The 17,155-nt window shown below is 42.2% G+C and carries 27 protein-coding genes; all 27 read left to right on the top strand.

Going from position 1 to position 17,155, the window contains the following annotated elements; all coding sequences use genetic code 11:
• The 27 genes from BU251_RS09005 to mgtE all read left to right on the top strand — a co-directional run bounded on the left by BU251_RS09005 (window position 1) and on the right by mgtE (window position 17,127).
• Complete coding sequence (locus BU251_RS09005; protein ID WP_128700851.1) at window positions 1–216, top strand: protein kinase family protein; 216 nt, start codon at window positions 1–3, stop codon at window positions 214–216.
• 35 nt (window positions 217–251) lie between these two features.
• A complete protein-coding gene (locus tag BU251_RS09000) occupies window positions 252–491 on the top strand; it encodes a hypothetical protein (protein WP_128700850.1) in 240 nt (79 codons plus the stop codon).
• The gene (locus BU251_RS08995) at window positions 460–1,032 is read left to right on the top strand and encodes a hypothetical protein (protein WP_128700849.1); all 573 of its coding nucleotides are present in this window, start codon (window positions 460–462) and stop codon (window positions 1,030–1,032) included. The genes BU251_RS09000 and BU251_RS08995 overlap by 32 nt, the downstream gene beginning before the upstream one ends.
• A gap of 586 nt (window positions 1,033–1,618) precedes the next feature.
• Window positions 1,619–2,905 carry a radical SAM/SPASM domain-containing protein gene (locus tag BU251_RS08985; RefSeq protein ID WP_128700847.1) on the top strand — a complete coding sequence of 429 codons (1,287 nt, stop codon included), beginning with the start codon at window positions 1,619–1,621 and terminating at the stop codon, window positions 2,903–2,905.
• A 3-nt stretch (window positions 2,906–2,908) separates the two neighbouring features.
• Complete coding sequence (locus BU251_RS08980) at window positions 2,909–4,261, top strand: B12-binding domain-containing radical SAM protein (protein ID WP_128700846.1); 1,353 nt, start codon at window positions 2,909–2,911, stop codon at window positions 4,259–4,261.
• 2 nt (window positions 4,262–4,263) lie between these two features.
• Entirely contained in the window at window positions 4,264–4,554 is a 291-nt protein-coding gene (locus tag BU251_RS08975; protein WP_128700845.1) for a hypothetical protein, read from the top strand.
• 14 nt (window positions 4,555–4,568) lie between these two features.
• Complete coding sequence (locus tag BU251_RS08970) at window positions 4,569–5,123, top strand: Lcl C-terminal domain-containing protein (RefSeq protein ID WP_128700844.1); 555 nt, start codon at window positions 4,569–4,571, stop codon at window positions 5,121–5,123.
• A 13-nt stretch (window positions 5,124–5,136) separates the two neighbouring features.
• Window positions 5,137–5,319, top strand: coding sequence for a hypothetical protein (locus BU251_RS08965; RefSeq protein WP_128700843.1), 183 nt, complete (start codon window positions 5,137–5,139; stop codon window positions 5,317–5,319).
• A gap of 4 nt (window positions 5,320–5,323) precedes the next feature.
• Complete coding sequence (locus tag BU251_RS08960; RefSeq protein ID WP_128700842.1) at window positions 5,324–5,608, top strand: hypothetical protein; 285 nt, start codon at window positions 5,324–5,326, stop codon at window positions 5,606–5,608.
• Window positions 5,592–5,798: a hypothetical protein gene (locus BU251_RS08955; RefSeq protein WP_128700841.1), complete on the top strand. Its 207-nt coding sequence runs from the start codon at window positions 5,592–5,594 to the stop codon at window positions 5,796–5,798. Before BU251_RS08960 ends, BU251_RS08955 begins: the two co-directional genes overlap by 17 nt.
• Before the next feature lie 84 nt (window positions 5,799–5,882).
• Window positions 5,883–6,215, top strand: coding sequence for a hypothetical protein (locus tag BU251_RS08950; RefSeq protein WP_128700840.1), 333 nt, complete (start codon window positions 5,883–5,885; stop codon window positions 6,213–6,215).
• Between the two features lie 197 nt (window positions 6,216–6,412).
• Window positions 6,413–6,580 (top strand): hypothetical protein, encoded by a 168-nt coding sequence (locus BU251_RS09475; protein ID WP_164908949.1) that lies wholly within the window; start codon window positions 6,413–6,415, stop codon window positions 6,578–6,580.
• A 66-nt stretch (window positions 6,581–6,646) separates the two neighbouring features.
• The gene (locus tag BU251_RS08945; RefSeq protein WP_128700839.1) at window positions 6,647–7,192 is read left to right on the top strand and encodes a hemerythrin domain-containing protein; all 546 of its coding nucleotides are present in this window, start codon (window positions 6,647–6,649) and stop codon (window positions 7,190–7,192) included.
• Window positions 7,179–7,508, top strand: coding sequence for a cupin domain-containing protein (locus BU251_RS08940; protein ID WP_128700838.1), 330 nt, complete (start codon window positions 7,179–7,181; stop codon window positions 7,506–7,508). The genes BU251_RS08945 and BU251_RS08940 overlap by 14 nt, the downstream gene beginning before the upstream one ends.
• 2 nt (window positions 7,509–7,510) lie before the next feature.
• A complete protein-coding gene (locus BU251_RS08935) occupies window positions 7,511–7,852 on the top strand; it encodes a DUF488 domain-containing protein (RefSeq protein ID WP_128700993.1) in 342 nt (113 codons plus the stop codon).
• An 85-nt stretch (window positions 7,853–7,937) separates the two neighbouring features.
• Window positions 7,938–8,573, top strand: a complete 636-nt coding sequence (locus tag BU251_RS08930; RefSeq protein WP_194946678.1) for a DUF6448 family protein — start codon at window positions 7,938–7,940, stop codon at window positions 8,571–8,573.
• A gap of 20 nt (window positions 8,574–8,593) precedes the next feature.
• On the top strand, window positions 8,594–10,054 hold the full coding sequence (locus BU251_RS08925) for a potassium/proton antiporter (protein ID WP_128700837.1): 1,461 nt from the start codon (window positions 8,594–8,596) through the stop codon (window positions 10,052–10,054).
• A gap of 21 nt (window positions 10,055–10,075) precedes the next feature.
• Window positions 10,076–10,744: a response regulator gene (locus BU251_RS08920; RefSeq protein ID WP_164908947.1), complete on the top strand. Its 669-nt coding sequence runs from the start codon at window positions 10,076–10,078 to the stop codon at window positions 10,742–10,744.
• A 2-nt stretch (window positions 10,745–10,746) separates the two neighbouring features.
• Window positions 10,747–11,778 (top strand): sensor histidine kinase, encoded by a 1,032-nt coding sequence (locus tag BU251_RS08915; RefSeq protein ID WP_128700836.1) that lies wholly within the window; start codon window positions 10,747–10,749, stop codon window positions 11,776–11,778.
• A 197-nt stretch (window positions 11,779–11,975) separates the two neighbouring features.
• Window positions 11,976–12,704 (top strand): response regulator, encoded by a 729-nt coding sequence (locus tag BU251_RS08910; RefSeq protein ID WP_128700835.1) that lies wholly within the window; start codon window positions 11,976–11,978, stop codon window positions 12,702–12,704.
• Window positions 12,705–12,928: 224 nt separating this feature from the next.
• On the top strand, window positions 12,929–13,054 hold the full coding sequence (locus tag BU251_RS09600) for a hypothetical protein (RefSeq protein WP_275405390.1): 126 nt from the start codon (window positions 12,929–12,931) through the stop codon (window positions 13,052–13,054).
• Window positions 13,055–13,343: 289 nt separating this feature from the next.
• Window positions 13,344–13,880: a DUF2179 domain-containing protein gene (locus BU251_RS08905; protein WP_128700834.1), complete on the top strand. Its 537-nt coding sequence runs from the start codon at window positions 13,344–13,346 to the stop codon at window positions 13,878–13,880.
• Between the two features lie 201 nt (window positions 13,881–14,081).
• Window positions 14,082–14,753: a phosphate signaling complex PhoU family protein gene (locus BU251_RS08900; RefSeq protein ID WP_128700833.1), complete on the top strand. Its 672-nt coding sequence runs from the start codon at window positions 14,082–14,084 to the stop codon at window positions 14,751–14,753.
• 23 nt (window positions 14,754–14,776) lie between these two features.
• A complete protein-coding gene (locus tag BU251_RS08895; RefSeq protein ID WP_128700832.1) occupies window positions 14,777–15,205 on the top strand; it encodes a GreA/GreB family elongation factor in 429 nt (142 codons plus the stop codon).
• 40 nt (window positions 15,206–15,245) lie between these two features.
• Complete coding sequence (locus BU251_RS09570) at window positions 15,246–15,524, top strand: hypothetical protein (protein ID WP_228767809.1); 279 nt, start codon at window positions 15,246–15,248, stop codon at window positions 15,522–15,524.
• 23 nt (window positions 15,525–15,547) lie between these two features.
• A complete protein-coding gene (locus BU251_RS09565; RefSeq protein WP_228767808.1) occupies window positions 15,548–15,763 on the top strand; it encodes a GreA/GreB family elongation factor in 216 nt (71 codons plus the stop codon).
• Window positions 15,764–15,774: 11 nt separating this feature from the next.
• Window positions 15,775–17,127 (top strand): magnesium transporter, encoded by a 1,353-nt coding sequence (gene mgtE / locus BU251_RS08885; RefSeq protein ID WP_128700831.1) that lies wholly within the window; start codon window positions 15,775–15,777, stop codon window positions 17,125–17,127.
• The last annotated feature ends 28 nt before the right edge of the window (window positions 17,128–17,155 follow it).

The following is a 17,155-nucleotide window of genomic DNA, read 5'->3' as shown; positions in this document are numbered from 1 at the left end:
ATGGGAAAGAAACTTATACCAAGTAAGGTAATCATTGAGTTTGACAACGGCGTCTTTGCAAGCGGCGTCATTCTTTATAAAGTCAATGATGGCGGCGAAATAACCCGGGTAAAGACTATCGGGATTAAGAACGCTGACTTTAGCAAACCGGTGCTTAACGGCCTGCTGCAAAAGTTTATTAAACATGCGGAAAGCGCGGAAGGGGTTCGGGAATGATTTGCTCAAGATGCAAACAGGAGATCCCCGCTGATATGGCCTATGTGCTGATAAGAGGAAGCATTATTTTGCGCACGCCCAAAAAGCGGCCTTTGGTGTTTACCTGCATTGAGCAGGCGTATAACTACGCACAGGCTTTATTTATGCATGATGTCTGCTGGATCGAGACTTTGCGCGAGCACGGCGCGGATCTTTACGACATGAATAAAGTAGCTGAAAGCTATAAGAATAGGGAGGTATCCGATGGCTTGGGACAAAACAAAGCCGGAAAATGACATGCTTTTGATTAACTTCCCGGCTGCCTGCAGGGCAAACTGGGAAGCCTTGGAGTTAGGCACAGACCCGAATCTCTTAATTACCAATGCGAAAGTGGCGCCCGGAGCGGGGATTGAAGACACAAAGCTTGCGCAGATAGTTACACCGAATAAAGTGAGCGGCGCAGCTTTAACCGGACTGGCAAGCATTCCTTCTGCTGCCGGGGTCCTGCCGGAGGCCAATTCGCCGAATAAGCTGAAAGCTGATGTCAGCGATACAGCGCCGGATTATTTAGACGGCCTGATAGATGCTATGGTATTTCAGATTTCAGCAGGAGACAAGCTGCAGCTAAAGGACGGCGGTGTCGGCACTGAAAAGCTGGAAGGCGGGGCAGCTTCGCCGGGGAATAACAAGAGTTACGGAACGAATGCAAGCGGCGTGAAAGGGTTTTATGAAACAATTCCAGTGCATCTTAGCTCTGTTCAAGACGGCCAGGGTCTAAGATATATAAGCGCAAATTCCCGGTTTGAGAATGCGCCGCCCAGAGCGGTATACGCATAAAGGAAAAACATGGGAAATTATACAAGCGGGCCTCCAAAAAGTTCAGGCGGAAATCCAATACCTGCAGCATGGACAGACGATCCATTAGTTCAGGATGTTACGCCTATTAAGAAGACGCATATTGTTGAACTGAGGGCTTGTTTAGAGGCCTTGGACGGCCATTATCATGTATTCAACGGCAATAATTCAAACGCAGAATTGCCGGATGTATCGGTGGCATGGGCCGAGTCAAACGCGCAGATTATTGTAGATGAGACGCCGCCAAAGGCCTCGCATACAAACGAGATCATAAATTTTATCAAGGCGTTTAACGGCCATTATCACTATGTGCCTGCATACAGCGTTAATTCTGACGCTTTTGCGCCCGGCTTTGCTTTTGAGGATGATCCGGTTGTTGCGCTTATTACCTGGATCAAGGCATCGGCTCACGAACAGTTAAGGACTCATTTAGAGAATTTAGCGGGGCATACGCATATAGTCTGCTGCGAATGCGAGTGCACTTGCACTTGTACCTGCACTTGTACGTGTACTTGTACCTGCACCTGCCAGGAGCAGTGCTGCAGCGAATGCGATTGCGGAGATTAAAATGAAGCCAAAGTCTGCCTATATTTTTGTGACCAATAAATGCAACCTGCGCTGTAAATACTGCTATGAAGAAAACCGCGCAGGCGACATGACGCCCGAGACTATGGTTGCGGGCATAGACTGGCTGGTAGGCCATTATGAAAAGGAGATGTTTGCCCGGCCTTTTGAAAGTCTGACCTTTACATTCTTTGGCGGAGAGCCGCTTCTTAATTTTCCTACGGTCAGGGCCGGTATCGATTACCTTAGGGATGTATGCGATAAGCTGAACTTTAGGGCCGGTATTCATATCTTGTCCAACGGGACGGTATTGACAGATGAGATGACAGACTATTTTAAAAGTATCCGCCCATATGGCAATTTCAACTGGCACTTCCAGGTGTCTTTGGACGGCTGCGAGGAAACTCACAATGCCAACAGGGTATTTGCCAATGATGAGGGAAGCTATAAGGTCATTTCAGAGAACATTAAAAAGATCCGGGAGATTTTTAAAAGTGTGGGCGTGCGCATGACCGTCACTCCTGAGAACATAAAATCACTCTCAAAAGATTTTGAGGCTTTGCTTTCTTTTGGCACGCCTGTGACAAACCTCACGCCCATTGTAGAAGGCGACTGGAATGACGAGGTAATCAGCACATTTATAGATGAGCTTAAAAAATGCATCGAGCTGTATTACCAGAGAGGCCATAACCAGTATTTTAACTATCTGCACCATTCTTTGGAGAGGATAGTAGACAATTCATTTAACCGGCAGAAAGGCTGCAGGGCCGGGGAATACTTAATAGGCATTTCAACTGAGGGCAAGATCTATCCTTGCCACAGATTCGTTGCCTACTCTAAAAAATATGATTTTTGCCTGGGCGATGTCTGGAAAGGGATAGACGAAAACGGCAAGGCTTTTAAGAAAATCAAAGAAATGCGCCAGAAGGCGGTTAAATGCCTTAACTGCAAGGTGTTTTCCTGCAACAGGTGTTTTGCGACAAACATGTATTTAAATCAGGATCCCGCGGCGGTTCCTGACAACGGCTACTGCGAAATGAATGAAAGGATATCCAGTGCCTTACGGCCAATAATAAGGAGGCTGCTTGTGGAAGGTAAATTATTACTTAAAGAGGGCGAAATGGCAGACCTAAAAGATAAAGGCGTTATATATAAGGTCAACAAAGATGAGCCTGCGGAGCTTGTAGAGGACAAGTTAGACGTAATGGCCCGTTGTATGATCCGCCTGGTGAAAGAGTTGCAGGATGTAAAGAAGGGGCTGTCTTTGCTTACCGCGAAGCCTAAGGACTAAGCCATGAAGTATTTATGCATCGTTCCATATGAATATACCACTATAACGATGATGTATCGGAATTCGCCGGTGGGTATTTACAAGGTTGCGACAAAATTGCGCAGGGAAGGCCATGCAGTTGAGCTTTTTAACATGTATCCTCTTTACCGGCCGAGGAAGTTTATGGAGAACAAGCCTGACGCAATGTATTTCAAGGGCATGCCGGTATCGCAATTCATCGGTTATAAGAAATGCGGCAACTTTGAGAATGAAAAACTCTGCAGGGAGTTTCACAGGCTGGGCTTGCCGATCCAAGAGCTGACAAAAAAACTGGAGGAGTTTCAGCCTGACAAGATCTTTGTAGGCAATACCTTTACTTTTCTTTGGCGGGCAGTTTATGAGATCGTAGCCGAGTGTAAAAGGACAATGCCGAAGGTTCCGGTAAAGGTCGGCGGCCTATACGCTATTCTTTGTCCGGAACATGCTGTGGCATCAGGGGCCGATGAAATAATGACCTTAGAAGAAAAGACTGTAAACGATAATTTTATCAAGATAGATACGGATTTATTCGGAGATAACATTCCTGAGAGGATATTCCTTGGGACCTCGGTGGGCTGTCCTAACCATTGCTCGTATTGCGCCGTTCACATTGTGGAAGGCTGCACAAAAGTGAATACCAGTCCGGATGAAGTGGTGAGTGAACTTAAATACTATACGTCAATGGGAATAAAGAAGTTTATCTTTCTCGACGCCAATATCCTCTACGGATACGAAAATCACTTTAAAATTATTCTCGATAAGGTTATCCAAGAAGGTTTAAACATCGAGCTTTATTCCTACGGCGGCGTAGAGGCGCGCTTATTAACTGATGAGATTGCAGAGAAGATGGTTAATGCCGGGTTTCGTTCGGTCAATATCCCGATTGAGAGCGCCAGCGATATTATCATTAAAGAATGGAGAAGAAATTGTTTTGTTGCCGATTGGGAACGGGCAATGAATATCGCAAAGAGGCATTTCCAGAGGCTTCGTTCTTTTCTAATCATTGGCGCGCCAAACCAAACCACGGAAGACATTAAACACACTATTGACCTGATTAAAAGCTATGGAGCAGAGGCAGTAACTCTGCCATATACGCCGATCCCGGGCACTCCTGACTACGAAAAGTATAAGCACATAGATTTAGAAGACCTTAATCCGGCCTTTTATCCTTGCGCGCATGAAAGGATGAAAGCAGCGGATTTAGAGAGGTTTTACTCTGAAAATAGGAATGTCAAATTTTGCTTAAGAGATTGGGATGATGTTCAACAAAAGATACCGCCGCCCACAAAGACAGTATTTGAAAGCGGTCCGGCGGTAAAAATTAAAGGAGGAACTTAGCTATGGGAAAGGTTATTAATCACGAGGAGATCATTGTTGATGATGTTGCCAGGAGTTTGACGCCGTCAATTTATGATCCGGGCATCGGTGTGCCTGCTTCTTTTGCGCTTATTCATGCGGAAGGCGGTCAGATGAGGTATTTCGTTAACGGGCAGAATCCTACACCGTCATCCGGCGCCCTTTTAGAAGACGGGGATATTGTAGAACTGCCCTCTATTTATCACATAAAAGATTTCAGGGTGATCAAGACGGGGAGCGAGTCAGGAAAAATTACAGCAACTTACGAAGCATAGAGGAGGTGTTAAAAATGCAACTGCATCTTAAGCACAGGAAAGCAAGCAGGATAATAAAGCGGGTAACAGAGATAACTTCAAACGGCGGGCTCCCGAAGACGGGACAATATATGGTCTATGTTATGGGAGACGACGGTTATTATCAGAAAGGATATCCAATTGGCGGCGGACAGAGGTTCATTGATAACGGTGACGGAACAATAATCGATATGGCCACAGGTCTTATGTGGATAAAGGATCCACAGGCAGCAGGGTTAGGATCGTCTATGTACTGGTATGACGCGATCAACGCCTGCGAGAATCTTGACTTTGCCGGTCATGACGACTGGCGCATGCCGAATATTAACGAACTTTTATCAATTGTAGACCATTCAAGGTATGATCCGGCATTTGATCCAATGTATTTCATACCATTTCCGGATACATGGACGCCTAATTGGTCGTCAACTGTCTGTGCGCCATGGCTTGACGGAGCCTGGTGTATGTATCCATATGATGGTTATAAAACAGTCTGGAGCAGAGTTAGCGATATGTGTTTTGTCCGGCCTGTCAGAGGCGGTCAGTCTTAAAAGGAGGTAGAAAATGGCAAAAGCCACAGTGGAATATAAGAATGGAAAGAAAATCGTTACCTATCCTAACGGCGAAAAACAGGAGTACTCAAAGGGAAACCTTAAAACCGCAAAAGATATGTTTTTGAAGCAGAGGCAGAAGATAGATGAAAATATTGCTTTGATTGATGACGATCTTGCGAAGATGGTGGTGTAGTCTTATGCAGAATAGCGGGAACTGGACAAAATATATTACGCCGGTCTTAGTAACAATCGCCATTTTTATGCTCGGCACGATTATGGCGCAGGTGAGCCGCATTGACGAGAAGCTCTTTCAGCACCTAGCGAATGACCAGATACATATGCCGCGCAGCCAGTTTGTTTCAAAGGCGGAGTTTGATCTGCACTGCAAATTCTTTGAAAAAGAAAACGACCGAATTTTGAAGGCAATCGACGATTTAAGAAACGATTTAAAGGTAAGAAGCCGAGATGGAAGAAATCAGTAAAGTAAGGCTTGAATTTGATCTGCATGAGTATCGGCGGCTTGCCTTGGTTATCCGGGATCACAAGAGCCTGCTCTATAAATTAAAAATGAACGAACTGATTAAGCAAGGCCTTATAAAAGATATGAATCTTGTTATAGGCATATTGGAAAGGGCTGAGGTTAAACCGAAAAAAGAGGAGGTGGAAAAATGAAGGTGTTTATAGCTTTTACTTTAGGGAATATAGTCGGAGGGTTAGGGATGTTTTTATATCTCTGGCTGAAAGGCAAGGTGCAGAATGTCGGAAAGCGAAAAGTTTAGTTTATTAAAATTCGCCGGGAGCTTCTTTCAGTTTTTGCCTTGGGTCAAGACACTGCGTTATGCGACCGGTATTGCGCTTGTCGGCTTTGCGGGCCTGACAATATATCGGGCATTCTTTATGCCTACGCAGACCACGAAACAGATCACGCATATCATCGCTCAGCCGGGAGCGCAGGTGACGGTAGATCAGAAGAAAGAGGAAAAGAAATCCGGGATCGAAGTTAGTCCTTTTGTAGAGGGGTATGGTTTTGCTGAATCTGACGACCGCAAAGGTGTAGGCGCTAAGGCCGGTATAAGGGTAGATTTCTAAAAAATATCCTGTCAGCTATTTCTGCAGCCCCCTGATTCTTAAAAATACCAAAATAAAAACCCTCCGGTTAATTTAACCGGCGGGTTTTTTATTTTTAAATGGCATTACACTAAAAAGAATGGTATAATGGTAACAAATAACTGTAAATATGGGAATATTGTTTTTTAACGTCTTTCGAAGCCCACGGGAGTTACTCTATGACTAAAAAAATGAAAAAAACTACCATTGAAATTACTGAAAACCAATATTTTTATCTTAAAGAGAAATCGCTCCAGCTGCAGAAGCAGAAGAAACATTACTCGATAGTTTCCATTATTAGGGAATTGATCGAGGAAGACAGGAGGCGTTTAAAAGGCCGGAATTGAAAAGTATCCACAAATTTAAAGGGATGATTTGAATCATTTGTAGATTTATCAAATGAAAGGAAAGCCATGTTACCAGTCGGCCCTTTAATGATTGAGCACAGGCTTATAGAGCGGATGATCGCTCTTATGGGCAAGGAAGTGCAAAAGATCGGGCAAGGTCTTGCGCCTGATATGGAGTTTATCCGGACAGCGGTTGATTTTATAAAGACCTATGCCGACCGCCTGCACCACGGCAAGGAAGAAGATATTCTATTCAGGGATTTGGCTAAAAAACAGTTGTCCACAGAGCACAAAAGGATCATGGATGAGCTTGTCAAAGAGCACGCTCTCGGCAGAGAAAATACCCAAAAGCTCGTTGAGGCCAGAAATAAATATCTTGCTGGAGAAAAAGATTCGGTCAAGGTAATTGTAGGGAATATGGGTATCCTTGTGAAGTTTTATCCCAAGCATATTGAAAAAGAAGATAAGCATTTCTTTTTGCCGGTGATGAATTATTTCACCAAAGATGAACAATCCGCTATGCTGGTTGAGTTTAACGATTTTGACCGCCAGTTTATCCACGCCATATATAAGAATATCGTTTTAGAATGGGAGAAAAATGAAGGTAAATAAATTATTAGCTAAAGCATTCGTCCTTTCGGATCTACTCAAGTATCAGGCTGACGCAATCGTCAGTCAGGAAATCGTGAAGAAAGATACTGGCACCGTTACCCTATTTGCGTTTGATAAAGGACAGGGTTTAAGCGAGCATACGGCTCCGTTTGACGCGCTAGTTTATCTTGTGGATGGCCGGGCCGAAATTAAGATTTCCGGTAAGCCTTCTATTGTGAAAAAAGGCGAAATGATCATCATACCTGCAAACAAACCGCACGCTTTGAAGGCTATGCAGAAATTTAAGATGCTTTTAGTTATGATTAAAAACCAGTGAAGATGATAAAAATAAAAAGAATTTATGAAAGTCCTATGAAAGCTGATGGCTTCAGAATCCTTGTTGATAGGCTGTGGCCGAGAGGCATAAGCAAAGAAAAGGCAAAGATCGATCTTTGGTTTAAAGATATTGCCCCAAGCGACCATCTGCGAAAATGGTTTGCCCATGACCCGGCAAAATGGAAAGAGTTTAAACGCAGATATTTTAATGAGCTTGATAAAAAGAAAGATGTTATCGCTCAAATTCCAAAAAAGTCTGAAAGCAACATAACGCTTTTGTATGCTGCAAAAGACGACAAACACAATAATGCGCAGGCTCTAAAAGAATACCTTGAAGCAAAATAGAAAAGGGGTTCTTGATGGCAGAGATATTTAAGGCAGCAGAAATCTTAAAGATAGCCGTCCGGATCGAAGAAAAAGGAGGCATTATATGAGCAAAATCAATGGTGCAGTGTTTATCTCGGTCTTATTCTTGGCGATGACTTTTATGCCGGGTAAGGTATTTGCCCACTGTGACACGATGGACGGACCGGTAGTCAAGGATGCGCAGGTTGCTTTAGAGAAAAACGACGTTACGCCGATTTTGAAATGGGTTAAAAAAGATGCTGAGTCAGAAGTTCGTTCGGCCTTTCAAATGGCCACGGTTGAAAGGACGAAGAATCCTCAAAACAAAGAAGCCTCGGAGAAGAAATTCTTTGAGACGCTTATCCGTATTCATCGGGCTGGTGAAGGCGCTTCTTTCACGGGCTTAAAACCAGCAGGAGAGGTTGAGCCGATAGTGGCAGAGGCGGATAAGGCGTTCGATGCTGGTTCGGTTACTGAATTAACGGATAAAATGACCCACCACTTAACAGAAGGCGTTACAGAGCGGTTTAATCGTGCGATTGAGACTAGAAAGCATAAAGATGAAAGCGTTGAGACTGGACGGGAGTATGTTGAGGCGTATGTCCAATATATACATTATGTGGAGGGCATTCATACCGCTATCGCTGGCAAAGGCGGGCATCACGAAGAAACTATGCAGGCAGAACACGAAGATCACGATACAAAACAAACACGGGAATAGCCTAATAGGAAAAGTTAATTATGGCGTTTGAAACAATTTTATTATGGGTTGCGGTGCTAATATTCGTGAGCGCTGTCTCAAGCAAGCTTTCGGACAGGTTCGCTATACCTGCTTTGTTGCTATTCTTGGTAATCGGGATGCTCGCCGGATCGGAAGGGATCGGCAGGGTTTATTTTGATAATGCGCGGCTGGCTAAATCCATCGGAGTCATCGCCCTTATTTTTATCATTTTTTCCGGCGGCCTTGATACTAACTGGAAAGATACTAAGCCGATAGTTTGGCCGGGAATTATTCTTTCCACCTTAGGAGTTTTGCTAACCGCAGTCATAACAGGTTTTTTTGCCGTGTATATCTTTAAATTTTCTCTGCTTCAAGGAATGCTTCTCGGCTCCATTGTTTCCTCCACTGATGCTGCAGCAGTATTTAGTATCTTAAGGTCAAAACGAATAAGCTTAAAACAGCCCCTGAAGCCATTACTTGAATTTGAATCCGGCAGCAATGATCCGATGGCGGTATTTTTGACCGTCGGTTTTCTTGCTATCCTGACTGCCAAGAATATGGGTATCGCCGCTTTGATTCCCAGGTTTTTTCTGGATATGGGCATGGGCGCGGTTATAGGCTATTTGATGGCCAAAGTCATTGTTTATTCCATTAACCGCCTGAAATTGTACTACGAAGGGCTGTATCCGGCCGTGGTTATTTCTTTGATCCTTTTGACTTATGTAATCGCAGTTTTCCTGAAAGGCAATGGGATACTGGCGGTGTATGTTGCAGGCCTGATGCTTGGCCAGGCAGACTTTCCGAATAAGAGGATGATTACAAGATTTCATGACGGCCTGGCATGGCTGATGCAAATCGCGATGTTTATAACATTGGGCCTACTCGTTTTTCCTTCCCATATTATTCCGTTAATAGGCCCGGGATTGTTATTGACGTTTCTTCTTATGGTGGTTGCCCGTCCTGTCAGCGTATTGCTGTGTCTGTTGCCGTTTAAAATGAACATGCGCAAAAAAGCCATGGTCGCATGGGTTGGCCTTAGGGGCTCGGTTCCGATTATCCTGGCGACATTTCCTTTCATGGCGGGTATCGCGCAGGCAGACAGCATTTTTAATATTGTCTTCTTTATTGTTATCGCCTCGGTTCTTATCCAAGGCACTTCTATCCCGGTTGTCGCTAAAGTATTGAAACTGGACCTTCCCTGGACTAATAAAACACGTTATCCCCTTGAATTCGAAAAGACAGAAGGTATTGATGCCGAATTAACCGATATTATTGTCCCGTATAATGCAGGCGTTGTCGGCAGGCCAATTATTGAATTAAGCGTTCCCCCGGATGCATTGATAGTGCTTATTTCCCGCAACGATAAATTTATCATTCCAAATGGCTATACAATTATAGAAGGGGGAGATGTCCTTTTGGTCCTTGCTAATCAGCGTGATTTAACTATGCTGCAAAACATCTTCTCGCAGCTTGCGCAGTAATATTAAAAAAGGAGCAGGGTTTTGAGAATTTTATTAGTTGAAGATGAAATAAAGATGGCCAGTTTTATCCAGCGCGGCCTGAAAGAAGAAGATTATGTGGTTGATGTGGTCAATGACGGAGAGAAGGCTTTATTCCAAGCTGAAATTAACCCATATGATCTTATAATCCTTGATGTTATTCTGCCGGTTAAGGACGGTATTACTGTGTGTCGGGAACTCAGGAGCAAGAAAATAAATGTGCCTGTTTTGATGCTTACCTCCAAAGACAGGGTACGGGATAGGGTTTTAGGTTTGAATTCCGGCGCCGATGATTATCTGGCTAAGCCGTTTGCTTTTGAAGAGCTCTTAGCCAGAATCAGCGCGCTGCTGAGGAGAAATAAGCAGGACAAAACCGGCATTCTTAAGATTGCCGACCTGGAAATGGATCAGCTCAGGCATAAAGTTGCCCGGGCCGGAAAAGAAATCCAGCTCACCAGTAAAGAGTTTGCCCTTTTGGAATACCTTATGCTTAATGCCACCCATGTCGTCACTAGGACTATGATTTCTGAGCACGTATGGCATGAGGATTTTGACAGCTTCACTAACGTTATTGATGTGTATATGAATTTTTTGCGCAATAAGATTGATAAAGGACAGAAAAAGCAGCTTATCCATACCATTCATGGGAAAGGGTATGTTTTAAAGGAATAGGAATGCGCGCTAAAACCATTAAATTAAAAATCAGCATATTATACGCATCCATATTAGGGGTTTTATTATCTTTATATATTGCTTTCTTATTTATTATTCCTTCGGCTGCGCTAAAAGACAATAAACTGCTTTATATATTAATCCCTATCCCTATAACTTTATTATTCGGGTATTTTATCGGCCGGGTGATTGTTGCAAGGATTTTAAGGCCAATTAAAGAAATTACCGATACCGCCAACAACGTTACTCATGAAGATTTAAGCCTGAGAGTCAAAGCAGAGAATGTTGATGAAGAGTTGCGCAGTTTGATACAAGCTTTTAATGATATGGTTTCGCGGCTGGGGGAGTCATTCGAGTATATCACGGATTCGAGTTCATATATCGCCCACGAATTAAAAACCCCGATAGCCATTATCCGGGGGGAGTCGGAATTTGCCTTAAAAAAGGAAAGAGACAAAGAAGAATATAAAAGAGTCATCAGCGTCAGCCTGGAAGAGACCAAGAGGATGCTTAAAATCATCGAGGATTTGCTGCTGCTGACTAAAATGAATTACCAGCCAGATGTTCTGAAATTTGAGCAAATCGAATTAACTCAATTTATAGGGATAATTTATGAGCAGGCGAAAATTTTAGCTTCCCCAAAGAATATAATAGTAAACATTGATATTCCGCAAGAGGCAGGCACAATCAACGCGGATGAGCTGCACTTGAGGCGTTTATTTTTAAATCTAATAGATAATGCGATAAAATTTACCCCCGATAACGGCAGCATTGGTATAAGTTTAAAATACGAAAACCAAAAAGCCCTTGTTTCTATCGTGGATACAGGAATTGGCATTGAAGAAGAGAATATGCCAAAACTTTTTGAAAAGTTTTTCCGTATCGAAGGAAAGACTAAAGACAGTTCTCCCAGCAGCGGATTAGGTTTGAGCATCGCCCAATCAATAGCCGAACTGCATGGAGGTGAAATTTCAGTAACCAGCCGTGCGGGGCAAGGCTCTAATTTTTCCGTTTCCATCCCTCTTCTTAATTAACAAATCTTAAATTCTTCCCCCATTTTTCGAACAGCTAATTATTAAAAATTTTAATTTCTTTTTAACGTTTCTTTAATCCGTCATAAGTTATACTTATGGCAGGATAAAAAGAAAAAAAGAAAATTTGGGTGGCTGTGGAGATTTATTAGGAAATGTAGTTTAACTCTGCAGCCGCCCGCTCATTTAGAGGAGCAAAAATGACCAAAATTCTTATTGTTGAAGATGAAGATAAGGTAAGGAAAATGTATCACACGATGCTTAAAAATGAAGGCTTTGAAGTTCTTGATGCTCCCGATGCCATCCAGGCATCCTGTATATTAAATAAAGAGCCCGTAGATATAATGCTACTTGATATAAAAATGCCGCAGGTTTACGGTAGTATTTTTTACGATATGATGCAGAGATCTTACAAGAAAGTCAAAGTAATCGTCGCAAGCGTTTATCCTGTTGACGAGCAGAAGAAGATGATTGAGGGTGCCGCTGATTATTATGATAAAGCGCAAGGCCTGGATTTGCTGCTGGAAAAAATCAAGAAGGCCGAACGTAGTATAAAACAGCAAAAAAGCATATTGGTGATTGACGATGAGCCCCGTATCAGGAAGGTATACCGCCACTATTTAGAGGAATACGGCTACCGCATCATTGAAGCCCATGACGGTAATGCCGGTTTAGATATATTAAGGAAAAGTAATGAGGTTGCCTTAGTAATCCTTGACCTTGCCATGCCCAAACAGAGCGGGTTTGAAATTTATGAGCAGATAAAAAAAGAGTTCCCGGGCATAAAAATATTAGTCGCCAGCGTTTTTAATCAAAATGACCAACAATTCTTCCTTCCTAATGCCGATGAGTATTACGATAAATCAGAAGACGCAGCCGGGCTGGTCAAGAAAATCGAAAAACTAATATATACAGATTCTCCCGCGTAAGTAATAAAAGGCCCTTATGTTAAACAAGGGGGCAAGGAGGTTCATTATGTGTCCATATTTTATTAATTCAAAACTCCAGAGTTTATGCGCTTGTTATCCAGGAACGTTATTTTGCCCGAGTCTTCAAAGAAGGCATGATTTTTGTTTTAGCAGATTCAGGGATTGTCCGTATTTTAAAATAGAGGCATTTACTGACACAAGCTTAAACCAGGAAGGAGGTGCATATGGCAGAGAAACAGATGTCTCTTCAGCAGCTGAAAGAAGCGCTTGAACAGGCCAGTATCGCAGTAGGAGATGTTATTACGATAATTGAAGAAGCGAGCGAAAATAAAGAGGCGCCCGCTCAATAACAAAAATAATAGGCTGTTTAAGCAAATCCAGGGTTAGCAGATGCTAACCCTGGATTTTAAAAGGAGGCGGCATGTGTCCGTATCTGCTTGAGTTAAAAACGCAGACCGTATGCAGTTGTCATCCTGAAGGCGCCTTTTGCCCTAGCGAAGAGTTAATGAAGAAGTCTTGCTTGGGGAATTTTAAGGATTGCTCTTATTTTAAGGCAAAAACATCCCCTGGAGAGCCTGAAGCGCCGACAGATAATTCTTTTGGCAATAAAGAATAAAAGGTCTAAAGGAGAAATTTGATATGCAGTTTTATATACCGCAAAACATTTTTGTTCAAATAGCTATCCCCCTTTTGATTTTTCTGGCCCGCGCAGCGGATGTAAGCATGGCGGCAATGAGGATTATTTTTGTTACCCGGGGGATAAGGGCGCTTGCCGCAATTATAGGGTTTTTTGAAATGCTGATTTGGCTTGTAGGCGTCACCCAAATAATGCAGAATTTAAATAACCCCATAAATTATATTGCTTTTGCGGCCGGATTCAGCATGGGGACTTTTGTCGGCATCACCATAGAAAAAAGAATAGCTATAGGAAATTTAGCGGTTCAATTTATAACAGACAAGGATCCGGCTGGCTTATTAACGTATTTCCGCGCAAATGGTTACGGCGCAACCACAATCGACGCACAGGGGACATCCGGCCCTGTAAAGATTATTTTTATAATTGTGCGGCGCAAGTTATTGGACCGGACATTAGATATTATAAAGAAATTCGACCCTAACGCATTTTATGCCATAGGGGATGTAAGGACGGCAGCGCGCCTTAGCCCTGCAATATAAGAGGAAATGAATCATGTGCCCTTATTTTGTTGCTGCAAGGCCGATTGGTTATTGCGGATGTTACGGAGACGGCTTATTCCGTCCAAGTATCAAACGCAAAAAGCAGTATTGTGTGGGGAAATTTATGGATTGCCCATTCTATCAATTAGAAATGAAGCCTATTATTATCAAGTCAGTGCGGGGATCAAAAAGTAATGAGGCATGAATATTTTAATTTGGTTATTGCAAAAGCATTGGATGGATATGAGGGATATTTCAATAATGGACATTGAAAGAGATCTTAAGAAATTAAATGATGATTTGCTTAAAAGCTGCCGCTTAACGCAGGAGGCTATCAGCAAAACATCCAGCGTCCTGATGCGCTTTGATGCCCAAAAGATACAAGAGATAATAGACAATAACAAAAAAATAGGAGCTCTTTGCGTCGCCTCCGGGGAATATCTTACTAATATCATTAAACAGTATCAGCCCGAGGGCAGCGTCTTAACATTCATCTCTTCAAGCATAAGCGTTAATATTGAATTAAAACAAATTGGGGACTTAACCGCTGGTATTGCGGAAAGCCTACTAAGTTTAAATACAGATATCCCCGAAAGGTATAAAATCAATATTTCTCAATTTGCTAAAATTTTTCAAAATATTGTCTGGGATTCGGTCATTTCTTTTTTAAAACAAGACGCAGGGTTAGCTAAGAAGACTATTTTAGCAAGCCTGGAGCTAAGAAAGATATGCAGCCGTATGCAGGATGATTTAATGGAAACAAATAAAAAATCAGAAACAGCGGAAAGAGGCGAATCTATTTTATTATTTGTTATTCAGAGCGTAGGTGATATTGCTGCGCATACTGTCAACATTGCGGAAATTAGCGCATAAGGATTAAGAATGAGTTAAGCTAAATGTGCATAATTAAAAAAAGCGACTACAGGAGAATTAAGGAATTAATAATTGGCTATGAGGCCGGGAGTTTTCCTGATCGACAAACAAAAAAGCGCATTTTATTCCTCAAAGAAAAGCTAAATAAAGCAAAAAAAGTTGATGATGCTTCCCTTGGGCTCGTTGATATCGTATACCTTAATTCTGCAGTAAGGTTTAAAAATATATCAACTGCGGAAGAGAAGGAATATTTATTTGTCATCCCAAAAATTGAGTGTAAAGAGCTGGGCAGGGTTTCTGTGCTTTCTAATTTAGGAATTGCTTTGCTGGGACATAAAAAAGGAGACACCGTAGAAGTAAAAGAATTCGACGGATCAAAATACAGCGTCCAGATATTAAAGATACAGCCCACATCAGAGTTATGGATTAAAAGGCTCGAGCAATATATATAAAGAATAGAAAACTAACCGAAAATATAGAGAAGGAGTCGCAATGAAAGACAAGCAAATTTATATAACAAAGCCGGATTTTGACCGCCTCACAGAAATAATCAAAAATATGAGTTCCCGGCAGGATATTGACAGGCGGTCCCTTGATGAGCTGGAGCACAGCTTCAGTTCGCGGGATGAATTGGGATTAATTAAAGAGGTAAGGAAAATAAAGAACTCAAGGAACGATGCGGAATGGGCGCGGATCGAAGAGCTTGAAGCCGAATTAAACAGGGCAATTATAGTTGATACCGACAAAATCCCGCCTGATTCGTTACGATGAACTCAAAGGTCTATCTCAGGGATATGGATACGGGTAAAGACGAATTTTATCAACTGGTATATCCTGAAGACGCAGATATTGAGCAAAACAAAATCTCTATTTTAGCCCCCATCGGCACAGCAATATTGGGTTATAAAGTAGGAGATGTTATCGAATGGAAAGTCCCGGCAGGGGTAAGAAGGCTTAAGATTAAGAAAATATTATATCAGCCGGAAGCGGCCAAAGAATATCATCTCTAAACATAGGCGATATGAATAAGAAAATTATAAAAAAAGCAGAAGAACTGATAACGCAAAGAAAACTCTCCGAATTAAAGGAGATTATCCCGCAGCATCCGGAAGACATAGCGTATTTTATCTTCCATCTTTTTAACCCATCCTGGAAGATGATCGTATTCCGCATGATTCCTCCCGACACAGCCGTGGAAGTCTTTATGAGTTTTCCTGTAGAGGAACAGGAAAAAATGCTCGAGGATTTAACCACATCTGAAATCAGGACAATCTTAAATGAAATGTCGGTTGACGACAGGACCGGATTATTTGAAGAAATGCCTGCGGAGCTGGTTAAAAAATTTATGAGCTATCTTTATTATGAGGAAAGAGAGATAGCCCAGCAGATACTTAATTATCCCGAGAATTCCGTGGGAAGGCTGATGACTCCGGACTTTGTGCAGCTTTATGAAGACATGACTGTTGAAGCCGCCCTGGAGCACATAAAACAAATCGGCTTAAAAACAGAAACAATTTATCACGCTTATGTATTAAATGCCGAAAGGAAATTAATAGGCGTAGTATCGCTTAAAAAAATAGTTTTAGCCCAGGCAGGCGCGCTGATAAAAGACATTATGTTTAGAGATGTGAAGAAGATTAACGTATACCGGGATCAAGAAGAGGCTTTAGGCATTTTTAAAAAATATGATCTTCTGGCTCTGCCGGTTATAGATAATAATGAGAAATTATTAGGGATAATAACCTTTGATGATCTGGTAGATGTTATTGATGAGGAGGCCACAGAAGACTTCCAAAGAATTGCCGCAGTTGTCCCCATAGAAGAACCTTATCTTGAGACGAATCTGTTTAATATACTTTGGAAAAGAAGTTTTTGGCTTATCTTATTGGTGATTTTGGGATCTGCCTCAGGCTTTATTCTTCAAAAATTCCAGCTGACTATACAAAAATGGATTGCATTAAGTTTTTTTCTCCCCATGCTTGTTGATACGGCTGGTAACGCAGGCACCCAATCCTCGACGATAGTTATCAGGAGTTTGGCGGTGGGCGAGATAAAAATAAACGATTTTCTCAAGGTAGCTTTAAGAGAGTCAATGCTGGGAATCTTGTTAGGCGGCATTTTGGCCTTAGCGTGCATATTAAGGGTATTTTTTCAAGAATACAACTGGGGCTTGAGCCTTTCTGTGGGGCTTTCCATGGGGTTAACTGTTATCATTTCCGCAGTGATAGGCGCCAGCCTCCCCATTATATTAAAAAAGATTAAATTAGACCCGGCTTTGATGAGCGGGCCTTTACTTACGACAATAATTGATATCTTGGGCATTACAATATATTTCTGGATTGCTAATAAGTTCTTGTTTTTGCTGAGAATCTAAAAATAAGATCAATGGCCAGCTTGGAAGG

The sequence above is a fragment of the Candidatus Velamenicoccus archaeovorus genome (genome assembly GCF_004102945.1).
GTDB lineage: Bacteria > Omnitrophota > Gorgyraeia > Velamenicoccales > Velamenicoccaceae > Velamenicoccus > Velamenicoccus archaeovorus.
The sequence above is the reverse complement of the archived record's forward strand: the minus strand, read 5'-3'. Positions and strand labels throughout refer to the sequence as shown.